The following is a 14977-nucleotide window of genomic DNA, read 5'->3' on the forward strand; positions in this document are numbered from 1 at the left end:
TTATGCGGTCATGGGAACAACACCCGACGAAGGTCTTGCAACGATTGACGGGACCACACTGACCTTTGCGCCTGGCACTGATTTCCAGGATCTTGGGCTTGGCGATACGCGTGAGGTCATTGTCACGATAGAGACTACTGATGCACAGGGGGAGGTTGCCTCGGCGGATGTTACCATCACCGTCACGGGTACCAACGACGCGCCAACCCTGGAGGCGAATGTCGGGATCACCGTGGTGGATACGCCTGCGGATGATGTTTTTGCGCCAGTGACGGGAGTGATCTCGGCGTCGGATGTGGATGCGGGTTCTTCGGCGGTCTTCGGGCTGACAGGCGGGGCTGTGTCGGCTGATGCTGCATATGATCTGGAAATGGTCGGGACTTATGGTGTGCTTTTGGTGAACTCTGCCAGTGGCGCCTATGAGTACCGTGCCGATGACGCAGCGGTTGAGCCGCTCGACAGCACGCAGACAGAGACGTTTGCCTTGACGGTGACGGATGAGCATATGGCGGTTGCCACGCAAACCCTGACTGTCACGATTGAAGGGGCCGATGATCTGGCAATTGCCGCGGACGATAGCCTTGCGTTGTTGGAGAACGAACTCATCAACGGCGGCGATTTGTTGGCTGACAACGGATCGGGTGCGGACAGCGATGTGGATGACACTGTGCTGACGGTTGTGGCTGTTAATGGCAGTGCCGCATCGGTTGGCGCGCAGATCACCCTGGCCTCTGGCGCATTGCTGACGGTGATGTCTGACGGGACATTTGACTATGACCCCAACGATGCCTTCGATTTCCTTGCTTCCGAAGGCTCGGGCGGGGCGATTACGGAAGGGACCGACACGTTCACCTATGAGCTGGAAGGCGGCAGCACGGCGACTGTGACGCTGGATATCACCGGCCTTGATAGTGATGACTTGATCACTGGCACTGTTTCGGCGGATCTGATCGATGGCGGGATCGGCAACGACACCGTTATCGGGTTGAACGGGAACGATACTGTCTATGGCGGTGACGGCAGCGATAACCTTGCGGGTCAGGGCGATGCGGACCAATTGTTCGGCGACAAAGGCTTTGACACCATCACTGGTGGTGCGGGCTTTGACATGCTGGACGGCGGCGATGGCAACGACGAGCTGGACGGCGGTAGCGGTAATGACGTGGTCATTGGCGGACGCGGTAGCGACATGATCCTTGGCGCGTCAGGGTCGGACCAGTTGTTTGGTGACAATGGTTCCGATACCATCTTTGGCGGCAGCGGCTATGACACCATCAATGGTGGCAATGGCGGTGACAGCATCGACGCGGGCCTCGGCGCGGACAGCGTGCTGGCGGGTGGCGGACAGGATACCGTCTTTGGTAATGCCGGTTCGGACCAACTGCATGGCGGCAGCGGCAATGACCACCTTGAAGGGCAGAGCGGCAATGACCGGCTGTTCGGCGATCAGGGCAACGACGCGCTGTTGGGCGGTCTGAACAACGATACGCTGGACGGGGGTGTTGGTGACGACATCCTGACAGGGGGCGGTGGCCGCGATACGTTTGTCTTCAACAACGGCGGCGGCAACGACACGGTTACGGATTGGTTGGAGAATGTCGATGATCTCGACTTTTCGGGCGTGTCCGAAATCGGTGACTTTGCAGAGTGGCAGGCCGCCTCGTTGCAGGTCGGGTCGGATGTTGTGACAACCTACCTCAGCAACTCGGTCACGATCGAAGACGTCCTGTTGGCACAGTTCGACGCCAACGACTTCATCTTCTAAAGCGGACGGTGCTGCGCACCGGATGCAAAATTCTAGGCAACGGCGTCCTGAAATTCAGGGCGCCGTTGTTGTTTGTGCGGGCTCGAGGGGTCCGATCACCTCGATCTTTTCCCGTTTGTTCACGTGAGTGGCACCGCTGCGTAGCTACTGCGTTTCCCGTTGGGAGCCTGCGTTCAGCTGCCTGCCCTCTTCTTGCGCCGCTCTTTGATCTTTGCGTCTGCTGCCGCAGTTCCGTCATGGGACGAGCCGAACAGTCTGTTCCACCGAATTTCTAACGCGCCATAGTGACACGCAAAATAGCGGTGGTGCATCTGATGGTGCAGGCCGTAGCCGTGTTTGTAGAAACGCGGGAGGTGCAGGAGACGGTGTATCCAGTGGAAACAAAAGCTCTCCCGGATCGGGATGACTTGAGACAAGGCAACGGACCAGACAGGGAGGGCGGCCCATGTGAGCATCGGCGCATATCCATTGGCCAGCACCCAGAACACCATAACCTCATAGGCGGTCCAGATCGGAGCACCGCTGCCCAAGGTGAACTGGCGACCATTCGTCATCAAGGGCTGCGGATCACAGAGCCGGTCTTTGCCCTGTTTGACGCGCAAACCGTCGGCCCATTCTGTCGGATCCGACAAAACACGGCTCCGACGTCTGGTCCAGCATATCGTGCAGGCCCGCCGCGGACATTCAACAAGGCCAACATCCGACCTTTGGTTTCAGAGACGACACAATACCGCAGAATGTTGCGGATCAGATGGCTACCTTGCGCATGGACGGCTTTTGATTGATCCTGCGGGGCGCGGGATCAATTTTGCCCCCGATGATAGGAGAGCACATGGAACAGGATATCAAGGCACTGCGGCGCAGCGTGGGGCTTTTGACTGTCATTGCGTTTTTTGTGGTGATCTACTTCGCAAGGGACCTGATTTTACCGATTTTGCTGGGCTTTCTGGTCGCTTTGACGCTAAGCCCCATCAACAGGTGGCTTCAGAAAAAGGGGCTGCCCGCAGGGGTTTCAGCCACTTTGCTGATTGCCACGGGATCGGCGTTGGTTGGCGCGGCGATCTTTTTTGTAGGCGATACCGCCAGCGCGTGGTCACAAGACGTGCCCGAGATCGCCCAAGAGCTGCGCCAAAAGCTGCGCGGCGTGGCGGACACCATCGACGCGGTCAAAGACGCCTCGGAGAAGGTAGAGGAAGCGGCGGGATCAAACGCCGCCGAAGCAACGTCGGTTGTGATCCAGCAACCGGGTTTGTTGAATTCGGCCGTGACAGTGGCGGCCAGCACCGCCACATCCATCGCTGTTGCTGCTATTCTGGCTTTGCTTTTGCTGTCTACAGGCGACTTGTTTTATGAAAAGCTGGTTCAGGCATTCCCCAGAATGGAGGAGAAAAAGCGCGCACTCGCAACGGTGTACGGGGTAGAGCGGCGGGTATCGACCTATTTGCTGACCATCACGATGATCAACATCGGGCTGGGTATTGCAGTGACGATTGCGCTGTGGCTCATCGGGCTTGAGTACGCCTATGTTTGGGGGGCGGCTGCGTTCTTGCTGAATTATCTGCCCATTTTGGGGGGCATCATCGGGACGGTGCTGGTGGGGGTTCATGCGATATTGTTCTTTGACACGGTGGCTTACGCGCTGGTTGCCCCCATCGCTTATCAGATTTTGACCTCGTCCGAGGCGCAGTTTGTGACCCCCTACCTGATCGGCAGACGGATGGAGCTGAACGTGGTTGCCGTTTTCCTGACAGTGGTTTTGTGGGGCTGGCTGTGGGGGATCGCGGGGGCGTTGGTCGCGGTGCCGTTTTTGTTGGTGTTCAAAGTGGTCTGCGACAATTTCGACGATCTAAAAGCTGTGGGCAATTTTCTTGGGCCGGCCGATCTGGAAAGAACTGAGGATTTGACCGAGTAATACCGCCGCCCTGATCCAAGGCCCACGCTGCCCTGTTGCAAAGTGAAACGGACCCCGATTAACAAAAGGAGTGCGCTCCTAGCGTCGGCGCCTGATGCAGCAATGGCCCGCAACCGTTCAACCTCTAGTTTGCCGTCGCCCGTCAGGGTCAGCGTGCCTGCGGTGTTATCGAGAACGTGCGTGGCGCAAGCGGCAAAACTGTCCCAGCTGGCTGCCGAAGAATGTGATGCGCTTCCCCCCGCTTTACTCAAGCAACCTGTTGAGCCGCATGATCTTTACGCGGGGGGCACCGCAAACTTCTTCAAAAGTCGAGCCATTCATCATGCGAGGAACTGCTTTGCGGTGCGCCGTTTACGATCTGCTTGGCAGGCGATGGAGCGGGCTGCGGTGCGGCGCGTTTGGTGTTATGTTCCTCAAAATTCACCGTCTTTCCGCCGCCCATACGGCCTGACCGCTGCGGGGCTGACAGGTCTTCCATCTCGTTGGATGTCTTGAAGCTGCGCACCAATTCGCGCAGGTGCGACGCCTCGAGCTTCAGCGTATGGCTTGCGGCCGTCGCCTCTTCGACCATAGCGGCGTTTTGTTGTGTCACTTGGTCCAATTGATTGACGCCGATGTTGATTTCGCCCAGCCCGACCGCCTGTTCCGAAGCACCAGAGGCCATGGTGCGGACCAATTCAGAGATATGCGTAACGCGGTTCGAAATGCTGTCCAGCGCAGTCCCCGCGCCACCCACCAGATCCACGCCGCGTTCGACCTGTTTGGCGCTGACCCCGATCAGGGTTTTAATCTCTTTTGCAGAATCTGTGGACCGTTGCGCCAAGGCCCGCACTTCGGCAGCAACCACCGCAAAACCTTTGCCTGCCTCTCCTGCGCGGGCCGCCTCGACGCCCGCATTGAGCGCAAGAAGATTGGTCTGAAACGCGATATCATCAATTACGCTAATGATTTGGGAGATTTCTGTGGAAGAGGCCTCGATCTCGGTCATCGCCGAGATGGCGTCACCGACGACTTTAGCGTTGGCATCGGCCTCTGACTGGGCCTCCGATACGATTTGCTCGATTGATTTTGCACCGTCCGCGGTTGACCGGACGCTGGCCGTCAACTCATCCAGCGCGGCGGCTGTCTCCTCCAGCGTGGCAGCCTGGTTTTCGGTCCGGTTGGACAGATTGTCAGAGGCCGATCCGATTTCGGTGGCGCCGTTGCCAATGTTGTCCGCTGTGCTGACGACGTCGCGCATCGCCGAGCGCAGGACATTGACCGTCTCATTGAAGTCGGTGCGCAGCTTTTCATACGTCGCCGAGAATTGCGTGTCGATTTGCGCTGTCAGATCGCGTTTGGACAAAAGCGACAGCTGGGCGCTGACGGTATCCACCACCTCTTTTTGTTCAAGGTCGCGTTGCTTTTGTGCGGCTTCAAGTTCGGCCTTGCGTTTGTGCAGCGCCTGAAAGCTCTCCAGTTTCTGGGCGATAGTGCCGATCTGATCCGACCGCTCGGTAAAGGGGATTTCACCGGTAAAGTCCTCGCGCGCGACATCTTCGATCCGCTTCGCGATGATGCCCAATGGTTTCAAAAGGTATGCAATCGCAATTGTGAGACCGATCAACCCGACAACCAGCGCTGCAATGCCCACCACCGCGCTGAGCTGTCTGCTCTGCGTCATGAGCCCGTTCAGTGCCGTTTTATCCACGCCGACATAGAGGATTCCGACAACTTTTCCCGCGCTGTCCACAAGCGGGTGATATACCGTCAGATACGGCTTGCCCAGAATCGTGGCTTCGCCCCGGAACGTCTCCTTGTTCATCATGAACTGTCTTACGGGACTGGATTTGCCGAGGACGGTGCCCACGGCGCGTGCGCCATCCGGTTTGATGATATTTGTGCTGCGGCGGACAAAGTCGTTCTCGACGGCGTCCCAGACAAACAGGGTTGCCGTCTCTCCCGAGATTGCGCCCACGCGATCAATGAGGTCATGATTTTCAAACGCAGGGATGTCGTCCCACGCCACGGTCGAAACTTGACCAGCAGAATCGTACGTGACTGTCATATCGTCGAAAGCGTCCGAGAAAACAGATGTCAGGATGCGAAGTCCGGTGTCTTGTTGTCTTTGTGCTTTTTCCAAAAGCGCGTTGCTTTTGCTGGCGTCCAGCACAGCAAAAATCAGCACGAACAGAACCACTGTGAACAGGGTAGAGGTGGCGACCAGGCTGGTTCGCAAGGAAATTTTGGAGATCAAGCGCCGCATGTTATGATTCCTGACTGTGAATGGACTTAGGTACACCTCCTGATAGGTTCCAAAGGTTAGGAAGGTCTGAATTGTGTCGCTGAAACTGACCTTTAATCATCGCAATCAGGGATTGTGCGGCGCGACGGCTGGCCTGTGTGTGTTCGATCAGTTTTTTCAGCGGCTTGCCGCAAGAGGTCCCGTTCAGGTTTACCCCATACGAGGATGCTTCTTTGACCAGGGCATCAATTGCTTCAGGCAATCTTGTGGCCTTGGCTCCAGACACCGCAGAGCAGGGGCGTTTGGTCAATTTTGCGCACGCGCAGCACATCCCCCCGTAATCCCGTCTTCAACGTGCCACGGTCATGCAATTGGACGGCCTGCGCGGGGTTGCGTGTGACCGTGGCGATGGCACGCGGCAGATCGCCCCAGATATCTGCAAGGCGGAATGCAGAAAGCAGCAGCGCCGAGGGCACGTAATCCGACGACACAATATCGAGTAGGTCGGCTTTCGCCAGCTTTTGCGCTGCAACATTTCCGGAATGCGACCCCCCGCGTATCAGGTTCGGCGCACCCATCATCACCGAAATGCCGTGGGTGCGGCAAGCCTGTGCTGCCTCGATGGTTGTGGGAAATTCGGCAAAGCCTACGCCATTTGCGGACGACGTTGCCACATGATCGGCGGTGGTATCATCGTGACTGGCAAGCACAGCACCAAGGCGGGCCGCTTCCCTTACGGCACCGGTTTCATGTTCGGCACCAAAACGTTTTTGCAGCGCCAGCAGGTTCTCTACATGCGCTTCAAACTCCGCGTCATTCATCCCGCGTTTCTTGGCGACATAGGTTTTAAGTGCGCTCAGGTCGCGAAACTGGCGCTGGCCCGGGGTGTGATCCATCAAGCTGACGATCCCTACGCGGTCAGATTGGCCAAAGGCCGCTAGTTCTTCCAGCAAGGTCTCCGAGCAAATCTCGGCCCGCAGATGCAGAAAGTGGCTTATCTTGAACATATCGGCGCTATGTGCGGCGCGTAGCTCATCCGCCAGCTTGCGCGCATAATCGCGGTGGCCTGATTTGCCGCTGTGGATTGACCCAACGCGCAGCGCATCAAAAACGGTTGTGATCCCTGTCGAGGCAAGCTCGGCATCATGCGCGATCAAGGCCGGCAGATGGGGCCAGTCGACTTCCGGCCGCGGCTCGATATGGCGTTCCACGTTGTCGGTGTGCAATTCGACCAAGCCAGGGATGACAAAATCATGTGCGCAGTCAATTGCACCCGTCGGGATATGATCGCCCTCGGTGATCTCTGCAATAGTTCCGTTCTGGATTGTTACCGCCCCTTGGATCACCTGATCGGCCAACACAAGCTGCGCATTCGCAAGGCACAGGGGGCTTGCTACATCCCTGTCACGGGGGTGGGGTAGGGAGGACGTGGGAAAAGGGGAATTCATGTAATACTCTCGATTTGCGATCTAATATGTGCCGCCTGCAGGACCGTGTTTTGCGCGGCTGTGTGGTCGTTCAGGCGGATATGCCTGACTTGCATGACATCACGGTGACACCGTGCAGATACGGATTTTGCGGCACCTTGAAACAGGCCACTTTTGACCTTGGGAATAGTTTCGCTCGTGCCGCGTGCGAAGAGGGCGGGCTGGGAGGGCTGAAACTCCTGCATCGCTAAACGCGTAACGGTTGAAGCAGCGCCGCTGCGCGGGCGACAGTCTGCGACAGCGGCCCGTCATTGGCGAGGTGGAGGACGTCAAGGCCCTTCGGCAAAGGCTTGTCGGCCTGCCCAAGCCTTTTGGTAATTTCGTCGACGCTTTCGCGCCCGCGTGCGGCAAGCCGCTGCGCCAGCGTTTTCGGCTGTGCCGTGATGTTCAGAACCACCAAGCGTGGAAATACCACGGACGCCTGCGCCAGTGCTGTGCGCGAAAAATTGACAAGGCAATCCGTGCCCTTGGCAAGCTGATGCCTGACGCTCATCGGGATACCGTAGTGCAGCCCGTGCGCGCCCCAGTGCGCGGCGAATGCCTCGTCCTGCACCATGGCTTCGAATTGCGCGACAGACACCGCGTCATAGATTTCGCCGCCCAGATCAGGCGCACGGGTGATGACGCGGCGGACCAGATGCAGATCGGGAAGGGCGCCCTTGAGACCTGCCATAACGCTGTCTTTGCCGACGCCCGACGGGCCGACCACCGCGATGAGACGCCCGCCGGATTTTGAGGCGATCGTCACGCTGCCAGTCCCGGTGTGTAGCGGCCGACATCTATTTCGCGGTCACAGACCCGGTCCCGTGCCGCTTCGTCATGGAAAATGCCGATGATGGCGGCACCGCGTGCCTTGGCGTCCTCGATCAATGACAAAACGACCTCGCGGTTGGCGGCATCAAGGCTGGCCGTAGGTTCATCCAGCAGCATCGCAGGGTAGGTGTGGGCAAAGCCGCGTGCGATGTTGACGCGCTGTTGCTCGCCGCCCGAGAATGTTGTGGGGGACAGCGACCAAAGCCGCTGCGGAATGTTCAACTGCTCAAGAAGGGCGGATGCGCGGGCCTGTGCCGCGTCTGCCGAAACCCCCAAGGCGCGCAATGGCTCTGCCACGACATCCAGCGTCGGCACGCGGGGGACCACCCGCAAGAACTGGCTGACATAGCCCAACACATCGCGGCGCAGGGTGATGACCTCGCGGGGTTCGGCCTGCACCAGATCCACTTCTCCGATGCGGATTTTACCCGACTGTGTCAGGTAGTTCCCATAGATCATGCGCATCAGCGTTGATTTTCCAGCGCCAGATGCCCCCGTCAGTGCCACACATTCACCCGCGGCGACGGCGAAAGACACATTGTTGATCACCTCGATGATGGCACTGCCTTGGTTGTGCAAAGTGAAGGTTTTCGAGACGTCGTTAAGTTCAATCATGGGTCATACCTGCAAAACGGAGCTGACAAGAAGTTGGGTGTAGGCGTGCTGCGGATCGTCAAGCACCTGATCTGTCAGCCCTGCCTCGACCACGTGGCCGTCTTTCATGACCATCAAACGGTCCGCCAAAAGCCGCACAACAGCCAGATCATGGGTCACGATGATGGCCGACAGGCCCATGTCGCGGACCAACCCGCGCAACAGATCCAGCAGCCGCGCCTGTACCGACACATCAAGCCCGCCCGTAGGCTCGTCCATAAACACCAGCCGCGGCCCCGTGACGAGGTTGCGCGCAATCTGCAAACGTTGCTGCATGCCGCCCGAAAAGGTCGTGGGGCGGTCATCGACACGGGCGGCATCAATCTCCACTCGCCCCAGCCAGTCAGTGGCCTGTTCGCGGATATCGCCATAATGGCGCGCGCCCACAGCCATCAGCCGCTCGCCCACGTTGCCGCCTGCGCTGACGCCCATGCGCAGCCCGTCACGGGCGTGCTGATGCACAAAGGCCCAGTCGGTGCGGCCAAGCATCCTGCGCTCGGGCTCGGACATTGCAATTGTATTGCGCGGGCCGTCGGTGCGCGTGTCAAAGATAACCTGCCCTTCATCGGGGGCCAAATGCCCCGCCATAGAATTCAGCAGAGTAGATTTGCCCGACCCGCTTTCGCCGACGATCCCCATGACTTCACCAGGGTAGAGATCAAACGATACATCCGCGCAGCCGATATGGCTGCCATAGCGTTTGGTGACGCCTTTAACCGAGAGCAAAGGTGTCATGCCGCGTCCTTTCCTTTGTGGCCCGCCGTCTGACGTGCCTCGCAATAATCCGTGTCAGAGCAGACAAACATCCGCCCGCCCGCGTCATCCATAATCAGCTCATCAAGATAGCTGTCGGTTGCACCGCACATGCCGCAGGGGTGATTGGCCTTTGAGGCCTCGAAGGGGTGGTCCTCGAAATCGAGACTGACGACCTGCGTATAGGGGGGCAGCGCATAAATGCGCTGTTCGCGGCCCGCACCAAAGAGCTGGATCGCGGGCATATCCCCCAGTTTGGGATTGTCGAATTTCGGGATCGGGGAGGGGTCCATGACATAACGGCCCTCAACCTTTACCGGATAGGCATAGGAGGTGGCGATATGGCCATGACGGCTGATGTCTTCGTACAGTTTCACATGCATCAGGCCGTATTCCTCCAGGCTGTGCATCTTGCGGGTCTCGCTTTCACGCGGCTCAAGAAAGCGCAGCGGTTCGGGGATCGGCACCTGATAGACGAGGATTTGGCCCTCTTGCAGAGGCTCTTCGGGGATGCGGTGGCGGGTCTGGATGACCGTCGCATCGCGGGTCGCCGTCGCTGTCGCGACCCCTGCGGTGCGTTCAAAGAACCTGCGGATCGACACCGCGTTCGTCGTGTCATCGGCCCCTTGGTCAATCACCTTGAAGGTATCGTCCGGCGTCAGCACCGCCGCTGAAACCTGCACCCCGCCCGTGCCCCAGCCGTAAGGCATCGGCATCTCGCGGCTGGCGAAGGGCACCTGATAGCCGGGAATGGCAAGCCCCTTCAGGATCGCACGGCGGATCATCCGTTTGGTTTGTTCGTCAAGATAGGCGAAATTATAGTCGCTCATTCCGCAGCCTCCCGCAGTTGATTGTCAGACGCTTCGCGGCGCAGTTTTCGCACCAGTTCCAGCTCGGATTGAAAATCGACGTAATGGGGCAGTTTGATATGCTCCAGAAAGCCCGTCGCCTGAATATTGTCCGCGTGGTACAGCACAAATTCCGCGTCTTGCGCGGGCGCGCCCATGTTGTCCTCGCCCAGCTCTTCCCAGCGCAGGGCACGGTCCACCAACGCCATCGAGATCGCCTTACGCTCGGTCTGGCCAAAGACCAGCCCGTAGCCGCGTGTGAACTGTGGAGGCTCGGATTTTGAACCCGTGAACTGGTTGACGGTTTCGCATTCGGTCAAAGTGACCTCGCCAATTTCGACGGCAAAGCCCAGTTCGGGGATGTCCATCTCGACGGGCACGGACCCGATGCGAAGCTCGCCCACAAAGGCGTGGTTGCGCCCATAGCCGCGCTGGGTCGAATAGGCGAGGCCAAGGGTAAAGCCCTCATCCGCACGGGTCAGCGCCTGTAGGCGCAGGGCACGATTGGCGGGCAACTCCAACGGTTCGCGGGTAAGGTCGGGCGGGGGCGTGTCATCGCGGGGCGCTTGTTCCATCAGGCCCTCGCGGTTCAGGAATTCAGCTACATGCGGAACATCGCCTGCTGCGGCATCGCGGCCGGGGGCCTGCGGCACCTCGCCATCCGCGGCCAGTTTGAAATCGAGCAGACGGTGAGTGTAGTCAAAGGTCGGCCCCAGAACCTGACCACCGGGCAGATCCTTGAACGATGCCGAGATGCGGCGGTCGCAGGCCATGGCCCCCGTGTCCACAGGATCAGACGCGCCAAAGCGGGGCAGGGTTGTGCGGTAGGCGCGGATGAGGAAGATCGCCTCAATCAGATCGCCCCGCGCCTGTTTGATCGCCAGCGCCGCAAGGTCAGGATCATAAAGCGAGCCTTCGGCCATGACGCGGTTGACGGCAAGGCTCAGTTGTTCGCGGATTTGTTCTACGCCAAGCTCTGCGATGCTGGTGTCCCCACGGCGCTCTTCGGCGAGCCATGCGTGGGCATTTTCGATGGCGCGTTCTCCGCCTTTGACAGCTACATACATGTCAGGCTGCTCCTTTATGCGCTACCGCTTCGCTACTTGAGCGGGAGGTTTCTTCATGCGCTACCGCTTCGCTACTTGAGCGCGACTTTGTTTTATGCGCTACCGCTTCGCTACTTGAGCGCGACTTTGTTTTATGCGCTATCGCTTCGCTACTTGAGCGCGATACCTTGGTGCTTCGGGGCAGCGCCGCAATCTGTCTGGCGTTGGTAAAGATGAAATCCAGACCCAGCGGAAAGAGCAGTCGGTTAGCCTGAAACGCGGCCTCTTCCGGCAAGCAAAGCGTGGCGCGGGCCTTGATCCCGGGGCCTGTCAATTCGGCACCCACAGGCGACAGTGGCGGCGATTCCACAATCAACGTGGCAGAGCGGTCGGGGTATTCCGACGTGCCAACACGATAGGCGGAAAGTGGCGCGAGCGCGCCCCAAGTTCCGACCGCAAACATAGCGTGCGCTGCGCCGACAAAAGGGGCGCCGGTGTGAAAGGCCAGCCAAGCGCGAACATCGTCGCAATCCACCTTGCCCGCCAGATAGATTGGCGTTTCCGTATCGCACAGCGTCAACAACACAACACCCGCCGCAACTGAGAGCGGTGCAGGGGGTTCGGCACCTCTCACTTCGTGAATGCTGCCCGGACGGGCCATGGCCTCCATCACGCTGCGAAAGGCATGGGCCGACTGGGTCGCGGGATCAAAGAAACCACCTGACAAACTACTCGTCTGCATCAGTCCTCTCCTCGGGCCATGGTGAAGAAATCTACTTTTGTGGCGGCCGCCTTTGCCGCACGTGCGGCTTTTGCAGCGGTCATCTCGGCCTCCAATGGGTCAAGGACCGTCCCGCGCAGCCTGCCAGCGGCGTCTGTCTGCATAAGCGCATCAACAAGGGCTGCGGTTTCGGCATCGGCCTTTCTGCGGCCTTGGATATACGCGTGGCCGACCTCGCCGGTTGCCAAGGTCAGGGCACAGCGCGTGACGGTCATTTCACCCAGATTGAACGGTGCGCCAGTGGCACCTGCGCGGGCGCGGACCATTGTGCTGCCAATTTCGGGCGCCCGCAGCCACGTGAAAGTGGGGCGCGGCATTTCAGCATCCAGCAGTGCGGTGATACGGCCTTCGGGCGCTTTTGCCAGAACCCCCATCCATGCCTTGCGCGGATTATCTTCGCTTACGGTATCTTTCATCTCGACAACTTGCTTTATTACTATACAACTATACATATATTACCACAGCCCCCCATTCATGACAGAAGAGTTTTGTGAAATTTGCGTGACAGTTCCGACAAGACACCCGTGTGGAAAGCCATCGCGCAGGCCTTGCGCGGCGACTTGGCGGAAGGGCGCTACCGCGCCGGGGACAAGCTGCCGACCGAGGCCGCACTGGCCGCTCGATTTGGCGTAAACCGTCATACTGTGCGCCACGGGATCTCGGCTTTGGTGGGTGAAGGGCTGGTGCGCACGCGGCGCGGTGCGGGAGCTTTTGTGGCATCGACACCCGCAGACTATCCAATCGGGCACCGCGTGCGGTTTCATGAAAATCTGATCGCCGCAGGACGCAGGCCGGAAAAACGCGTTCTGGCGCTGGACGCACGTGCGGCGACAGCTGGTGAAGCGCAAGCGCTGCGCATTCAGGTGGGCGATCCGGTCTGCGCTTATCACGGGCTTTCCTTGGCAGATGGCCAGCCCGTTGCCGTCTTTGAAAGCCTGTTCCCCACAGACAGGCTGCCGGGCATCATGGCGGCATTATCCGAAACTAGCAGTGTAACCCAAGCACTGCGCGCTGCGGGCATAGACGACTACACGCGCGCCTCGACCCGCCTCACGGCTGTGCGTGCAACGGCGACACAGGCGCTGGTTCTGGAGGTGGCAGAAGGGGACCCGCTGCTTAGATCCTCGGGCGTCAACCAGTGCGCACAGGGGCGGCCGGTAGAATACGGGCGGACGTGGTTTGCGGGAGACCGGATCACCCTAACCCTGGACGAGATGTAAAAAAGCCCCCGCCCGAAAGGGCAGGGGCCGACAGGGGCTGAGGGATGCGGGCGGGGAGATCTCCGCATCTTGAAAAGGTGCTAGCCTATTCCAGCCCCATGCAGTTTGCGTAATAGGTGACCGTTGCGGGCCAATCCGAGAAGATACCTGCGACGCCCACATCTTGCGCCAGCGCGTCAATGAATTCGTACATCACGCCATCGCTGTCGGTGAGGTCCGCGATGGACTGATAGTACCAACCGCCACCATCCTTGAGCGGGCCTGACCGCTCGATCGTCCAGGCGATCATCTCAATTCCTGCGGCCTTGGCCTGTACTGCCAATTCGGACGGGACGATTTTGCCATCCGCTGATGTGGTCACCAGCATCCATGTCGGCGGCGCAATGTAGTTCACGCCCATCGACTTCAGCTCTTCCATGGTGTTGGGCCATGTGGTCGCATCCATCGGCGAATACCCTTCGATGTCATATTCATCCATCAGATAGACGGCCTGCTTACCAAAGGCAGGCTCGGCTTCGATCCAATAAAGCACGTCTTCGAGATTGAAGGATTGCAGCCAGACATCGGAGGCGGGGATACCTGCGGCCTTGTACTCATCAACAAGCTTTTGCGCGTAATCCTCTTGAGTGAAGCCGTTGAACGGCATCTCGACCGAGGGGGATTTCAGCTCTGGCGTGAACTTTGCACCCAGCGATTTGAACAGCTCGATGGATTCAGCATGGGTCATCAGGGTTGCAGGCTCGGCCGAGTAGAGATCGGTGCGCCAGCCTGCTGTGCCATTCAGATAGGCTTCGGCTGTGGTTGCGGATTTGTCAGCGGCATCCATTTTCGGGGACAGGGTCCGAAACTCGGCCAGCGTAATCTCGGACGTGCGGCATTCGGCGGCGGCAGGCGTGTCACCGTCCGCAGGCGTGAAGGGCTGCGTGCAGGTGTTGGCCAGCGGGCTGGTCAGGATATTGGTGGTGGTGTGCAGGTCATTTTGCGCATGACGGCACACCAGCTCCAGGTCTTTGGTAAAGGTCACGTCACATTCAAGGATGCCAGCCCCCATGCGCGCAGCGGCAACATTGGTTTCGACTGTATGCTCGGGGAGTTGCAGCGGCGCGCCGCGGTGCCCGATCGAGAAAAGCGAAGTCTGCCCTTCTTGCCCCATACATTGCGTCAGCTTGTCTTTGAGCGCGCCTTCCTCCATCCGGTCGATGAGGTAGTAGGGGCGTGGACCATATTCGACGTTCAAGGCGGTTTGCGCCAGAGCGGGCAGGCCCACAAAGAAAGTAGAAACGATAGCAGCGGTAACTCGCATATTTCTCTCCATTAGAATGCAATGGGTTGGTTATGTGTCGCTGATCATGACAGGGGTGCGACGAATTTGTAAAAGATTTGTTAAGTTTAGCGGCGGGCAAGAGGGCAGTCCGGCCGCTACCTTACCTAAGCTCGGCAAGGCTTGGAGGGGCAGCGTTCGGCCCGACTGTCA

At 59.1% G+C, this 14977-nt stretch carries 14 protein-coding genes and 1 pseudogene; 3 read left to right on the plus strand and 12 right to left on the minus strand.

What is annotated here, in order from left to right:
* Nucleotides 1-1765: cadherin-like domain-containing protein (locus ABMC88_RS13080; protein ID WP_349577345.1), on the plus strand; the 1765-nt coding region annotated here is incomplete at its 5' end.
* Nucleotides 1766-1938: 173 nt separating this feature from the next.
* Here ABMC88_RS13080 and ABMC88_RS13085 read toward each other — a convergent pair.
* Complete coding sequence (locus ABMC88_RS13085) at nt 1939-2397, minus strand: hypothetical protein (protein ID WP_349577346.1); 459 nt, start codon at nt 2395-2397, stop codon at nt 1939-1941.
* Nucleotides 2398-2597: 200 nt separating this feature from the next.
* Here ABMC88_RS13085 and ABMC88_RS13090 point away from each other — a divergent pair, with 200 nt between their 5' ends.
* The gene (locus ABMC88_RS13090; protein ID WP_349577347.1) at nt 2598-3677 is read left to right on the plus strand and encodes an AI-2E family transporter; all 1080 of its coding nucleotides are present in this window, start codon (nt 2598-2600) and stop codon (nt 3675-3677) included.
* A 301-nt stretch (nt 3678-3978) separates the two neighbouring features.
* Here the strand turns inward: ABMC88_RS13090 and ABMC88_RS13095 are convergent, their stop codons facing one another.
* From ABMC88_RS13095 to phnG, 10 genes and pseudogenes are all read right to left on the minus strand, one after another.
* A complete protein-coding gene (locus ABMC88_RS13095; protein WP_349577348.1) occupies nt 3979-5922 on the minus strand; it encodes a methyl-accepting chemotaxis protein in 1944 nt (647 codons plus the stop codon).
* A 1-nt stretch (nt 5923) separates the two neighbouring features.
* Nucleotides 5924-6163: a hypothetical protein gene (locus tag ABMC88_RS13100; protein ID WP_349577349.1), complete on the minus strand. Its 240-nt coding sequence runs from the start codon at nt 6161-6163 to the stop codon at nt 5924-5926.
* Nucleotides 6156-7349 (minus strand): alpha-D-ribose 1-methylphosphonate 5-triphosphate diphosphatase, encoded by a 1194-nt coding sequence (locus ABMC88_RS13105; RefSeq protein WP_349577350.1) that lies wholly within the window; start codon nt 7347-7349, stop codon nt 6156-6158. The genes ABMC88_RS13100 and ABMC88_RS13105 overlap by 8 nt, the downstream gene beginning before the upstream one ends.
* A gap of 226 nt (nt 7350-7575) precedes the next feature.
* On the minus strand, nt 7576-8136 hold the full coding sequence (gene phnN / locus ABMC88_RS13110) for a phosphonate metabolism protein/1,5-bisphosphokinase (PRPP-forming) PhnN (RefSeq protein ID WP_349577351.1): 561 nt from the start codon (nt 8134-8136) through the stop codon (nt 7576-7578).
* The gene (gene phnL, locus ABMC88_RS13115) at nt 8133-8816 is read right to left on the minus strand and encodes a phosphonate C-P lyase system protein PhnL (RefSeq protein WP_349577352.1); all 684 of its coding nucleotides are present in this window, start codon (nt 8814-8816) and stop codon (nt 8133-8135) included. Before phnL ends, phnN begins: the two co-directional genes overlap by 4 nt.
* A gap of 3 nt (nt 8817-8819) precedes the next feature.
* Nucleotides 8820-9590, minus strand: coding sequence for a phosphonate C-P lyase system protein PhnK (phnK, locus tag ABMC88_RS13120; protein ID WP_349577353.1), 771 nt, complete (start codon nt 9588-9590; stop codon nt 8820-8822).
* Nucleotides 9587-10438, minus strand: coding sequence for an alpha-D-ribose 1-methylphosphonate 5-phosphate C-P-lyase PhnJ (locus tag ABMC88_RS13125; protein WP_349577354.1), 852 nt, complete (start codon nt 10436-10438; stop codon nt 9587-9589). The genes phnK and ABMC88_RS13125 overlap by 4 nt, the downstream gene beginning before the upstream one ends.
* The gene (locus ABMC88_RS13130; protein ID WP_349577355.1) at nt 10435-11523 is read right to left on the minus strand and encodes a carbon-phosphorus lyase complex subunit; all 1089 of its coding nucleotides are present in this window, start codon (nt 11521-11523) and stop codon (nt 10435-10437) included. The genes ABMC88_RS13125 and ABMC88_RS13130 overlap by 4 nt, the downstream gene beginning before the upstream one ends.
* A gap of 163 nt (nt 11524-11686) precedes the next feature.
* A pseudogene (gene phnH, locus ABMC88_RS13135) lies at nt 11687-12244 on the minus strand (phosphonate C-P lyase system protein PhnH); the annotation flags it as partial.
* A complete protein-coding gene (phnG, locus tag ABMC88_RS13140) occupies nt 12244-12699 on the minus strand; it encodes a phosphonate C-P lyase system protein PhnG (RefSeq protein ID WP_349577356.1) in 456 nt (151 codons plus the stop codon). The gene phnG and the pseudogene phnH, both read right to left, overlap by 1 nt.
* Before the next feature lie 81 nt (nt 12700-12780).
* Here phnG and phnF point away from each other — a divergent pair, with 81 nt between their 5' ends.
* Entirely contained in the window at nt 12781-13503 is a 723-nt protein-coding gene (phnF, locus tag ABMC88_RS13145) for a phosphonate metabolism transcriptional regulator PhnF (protein WP_349577357.1), read from the plus strand.
* A gap of 85 nt (nt 13504-13588) precedes the next feature.
* Here the strand turns inward: phnF and ABMC88_RS13150 are convergent, their stop codons facing one another.
* Nucleotides 13589-14806 (minus strand): glycerophosphodiester phosphodiesterase family protein, encoded by a 1218-nt coding sequence (locus ABMC88_RS13150; RefSeq protein ID WP_349577358.1) that lies wholly within the window; start codon nt 14804-14806, stop codon nt 13589-13591.
* Between the last annotated feature and the right edge of the window lie 171 nt (nt 14807-14977).

Source organism: Sulfitobacter aquimarinus (assembly GCF_040149565.1).
Taxonomy (GTDB): Bacteria; Pseudomonadota; Alphaproteobacteria; order Rhodobacterales; family Rhodobacteraceae; genus Sulfitobacter; species Sulfitobacter aquimarinus.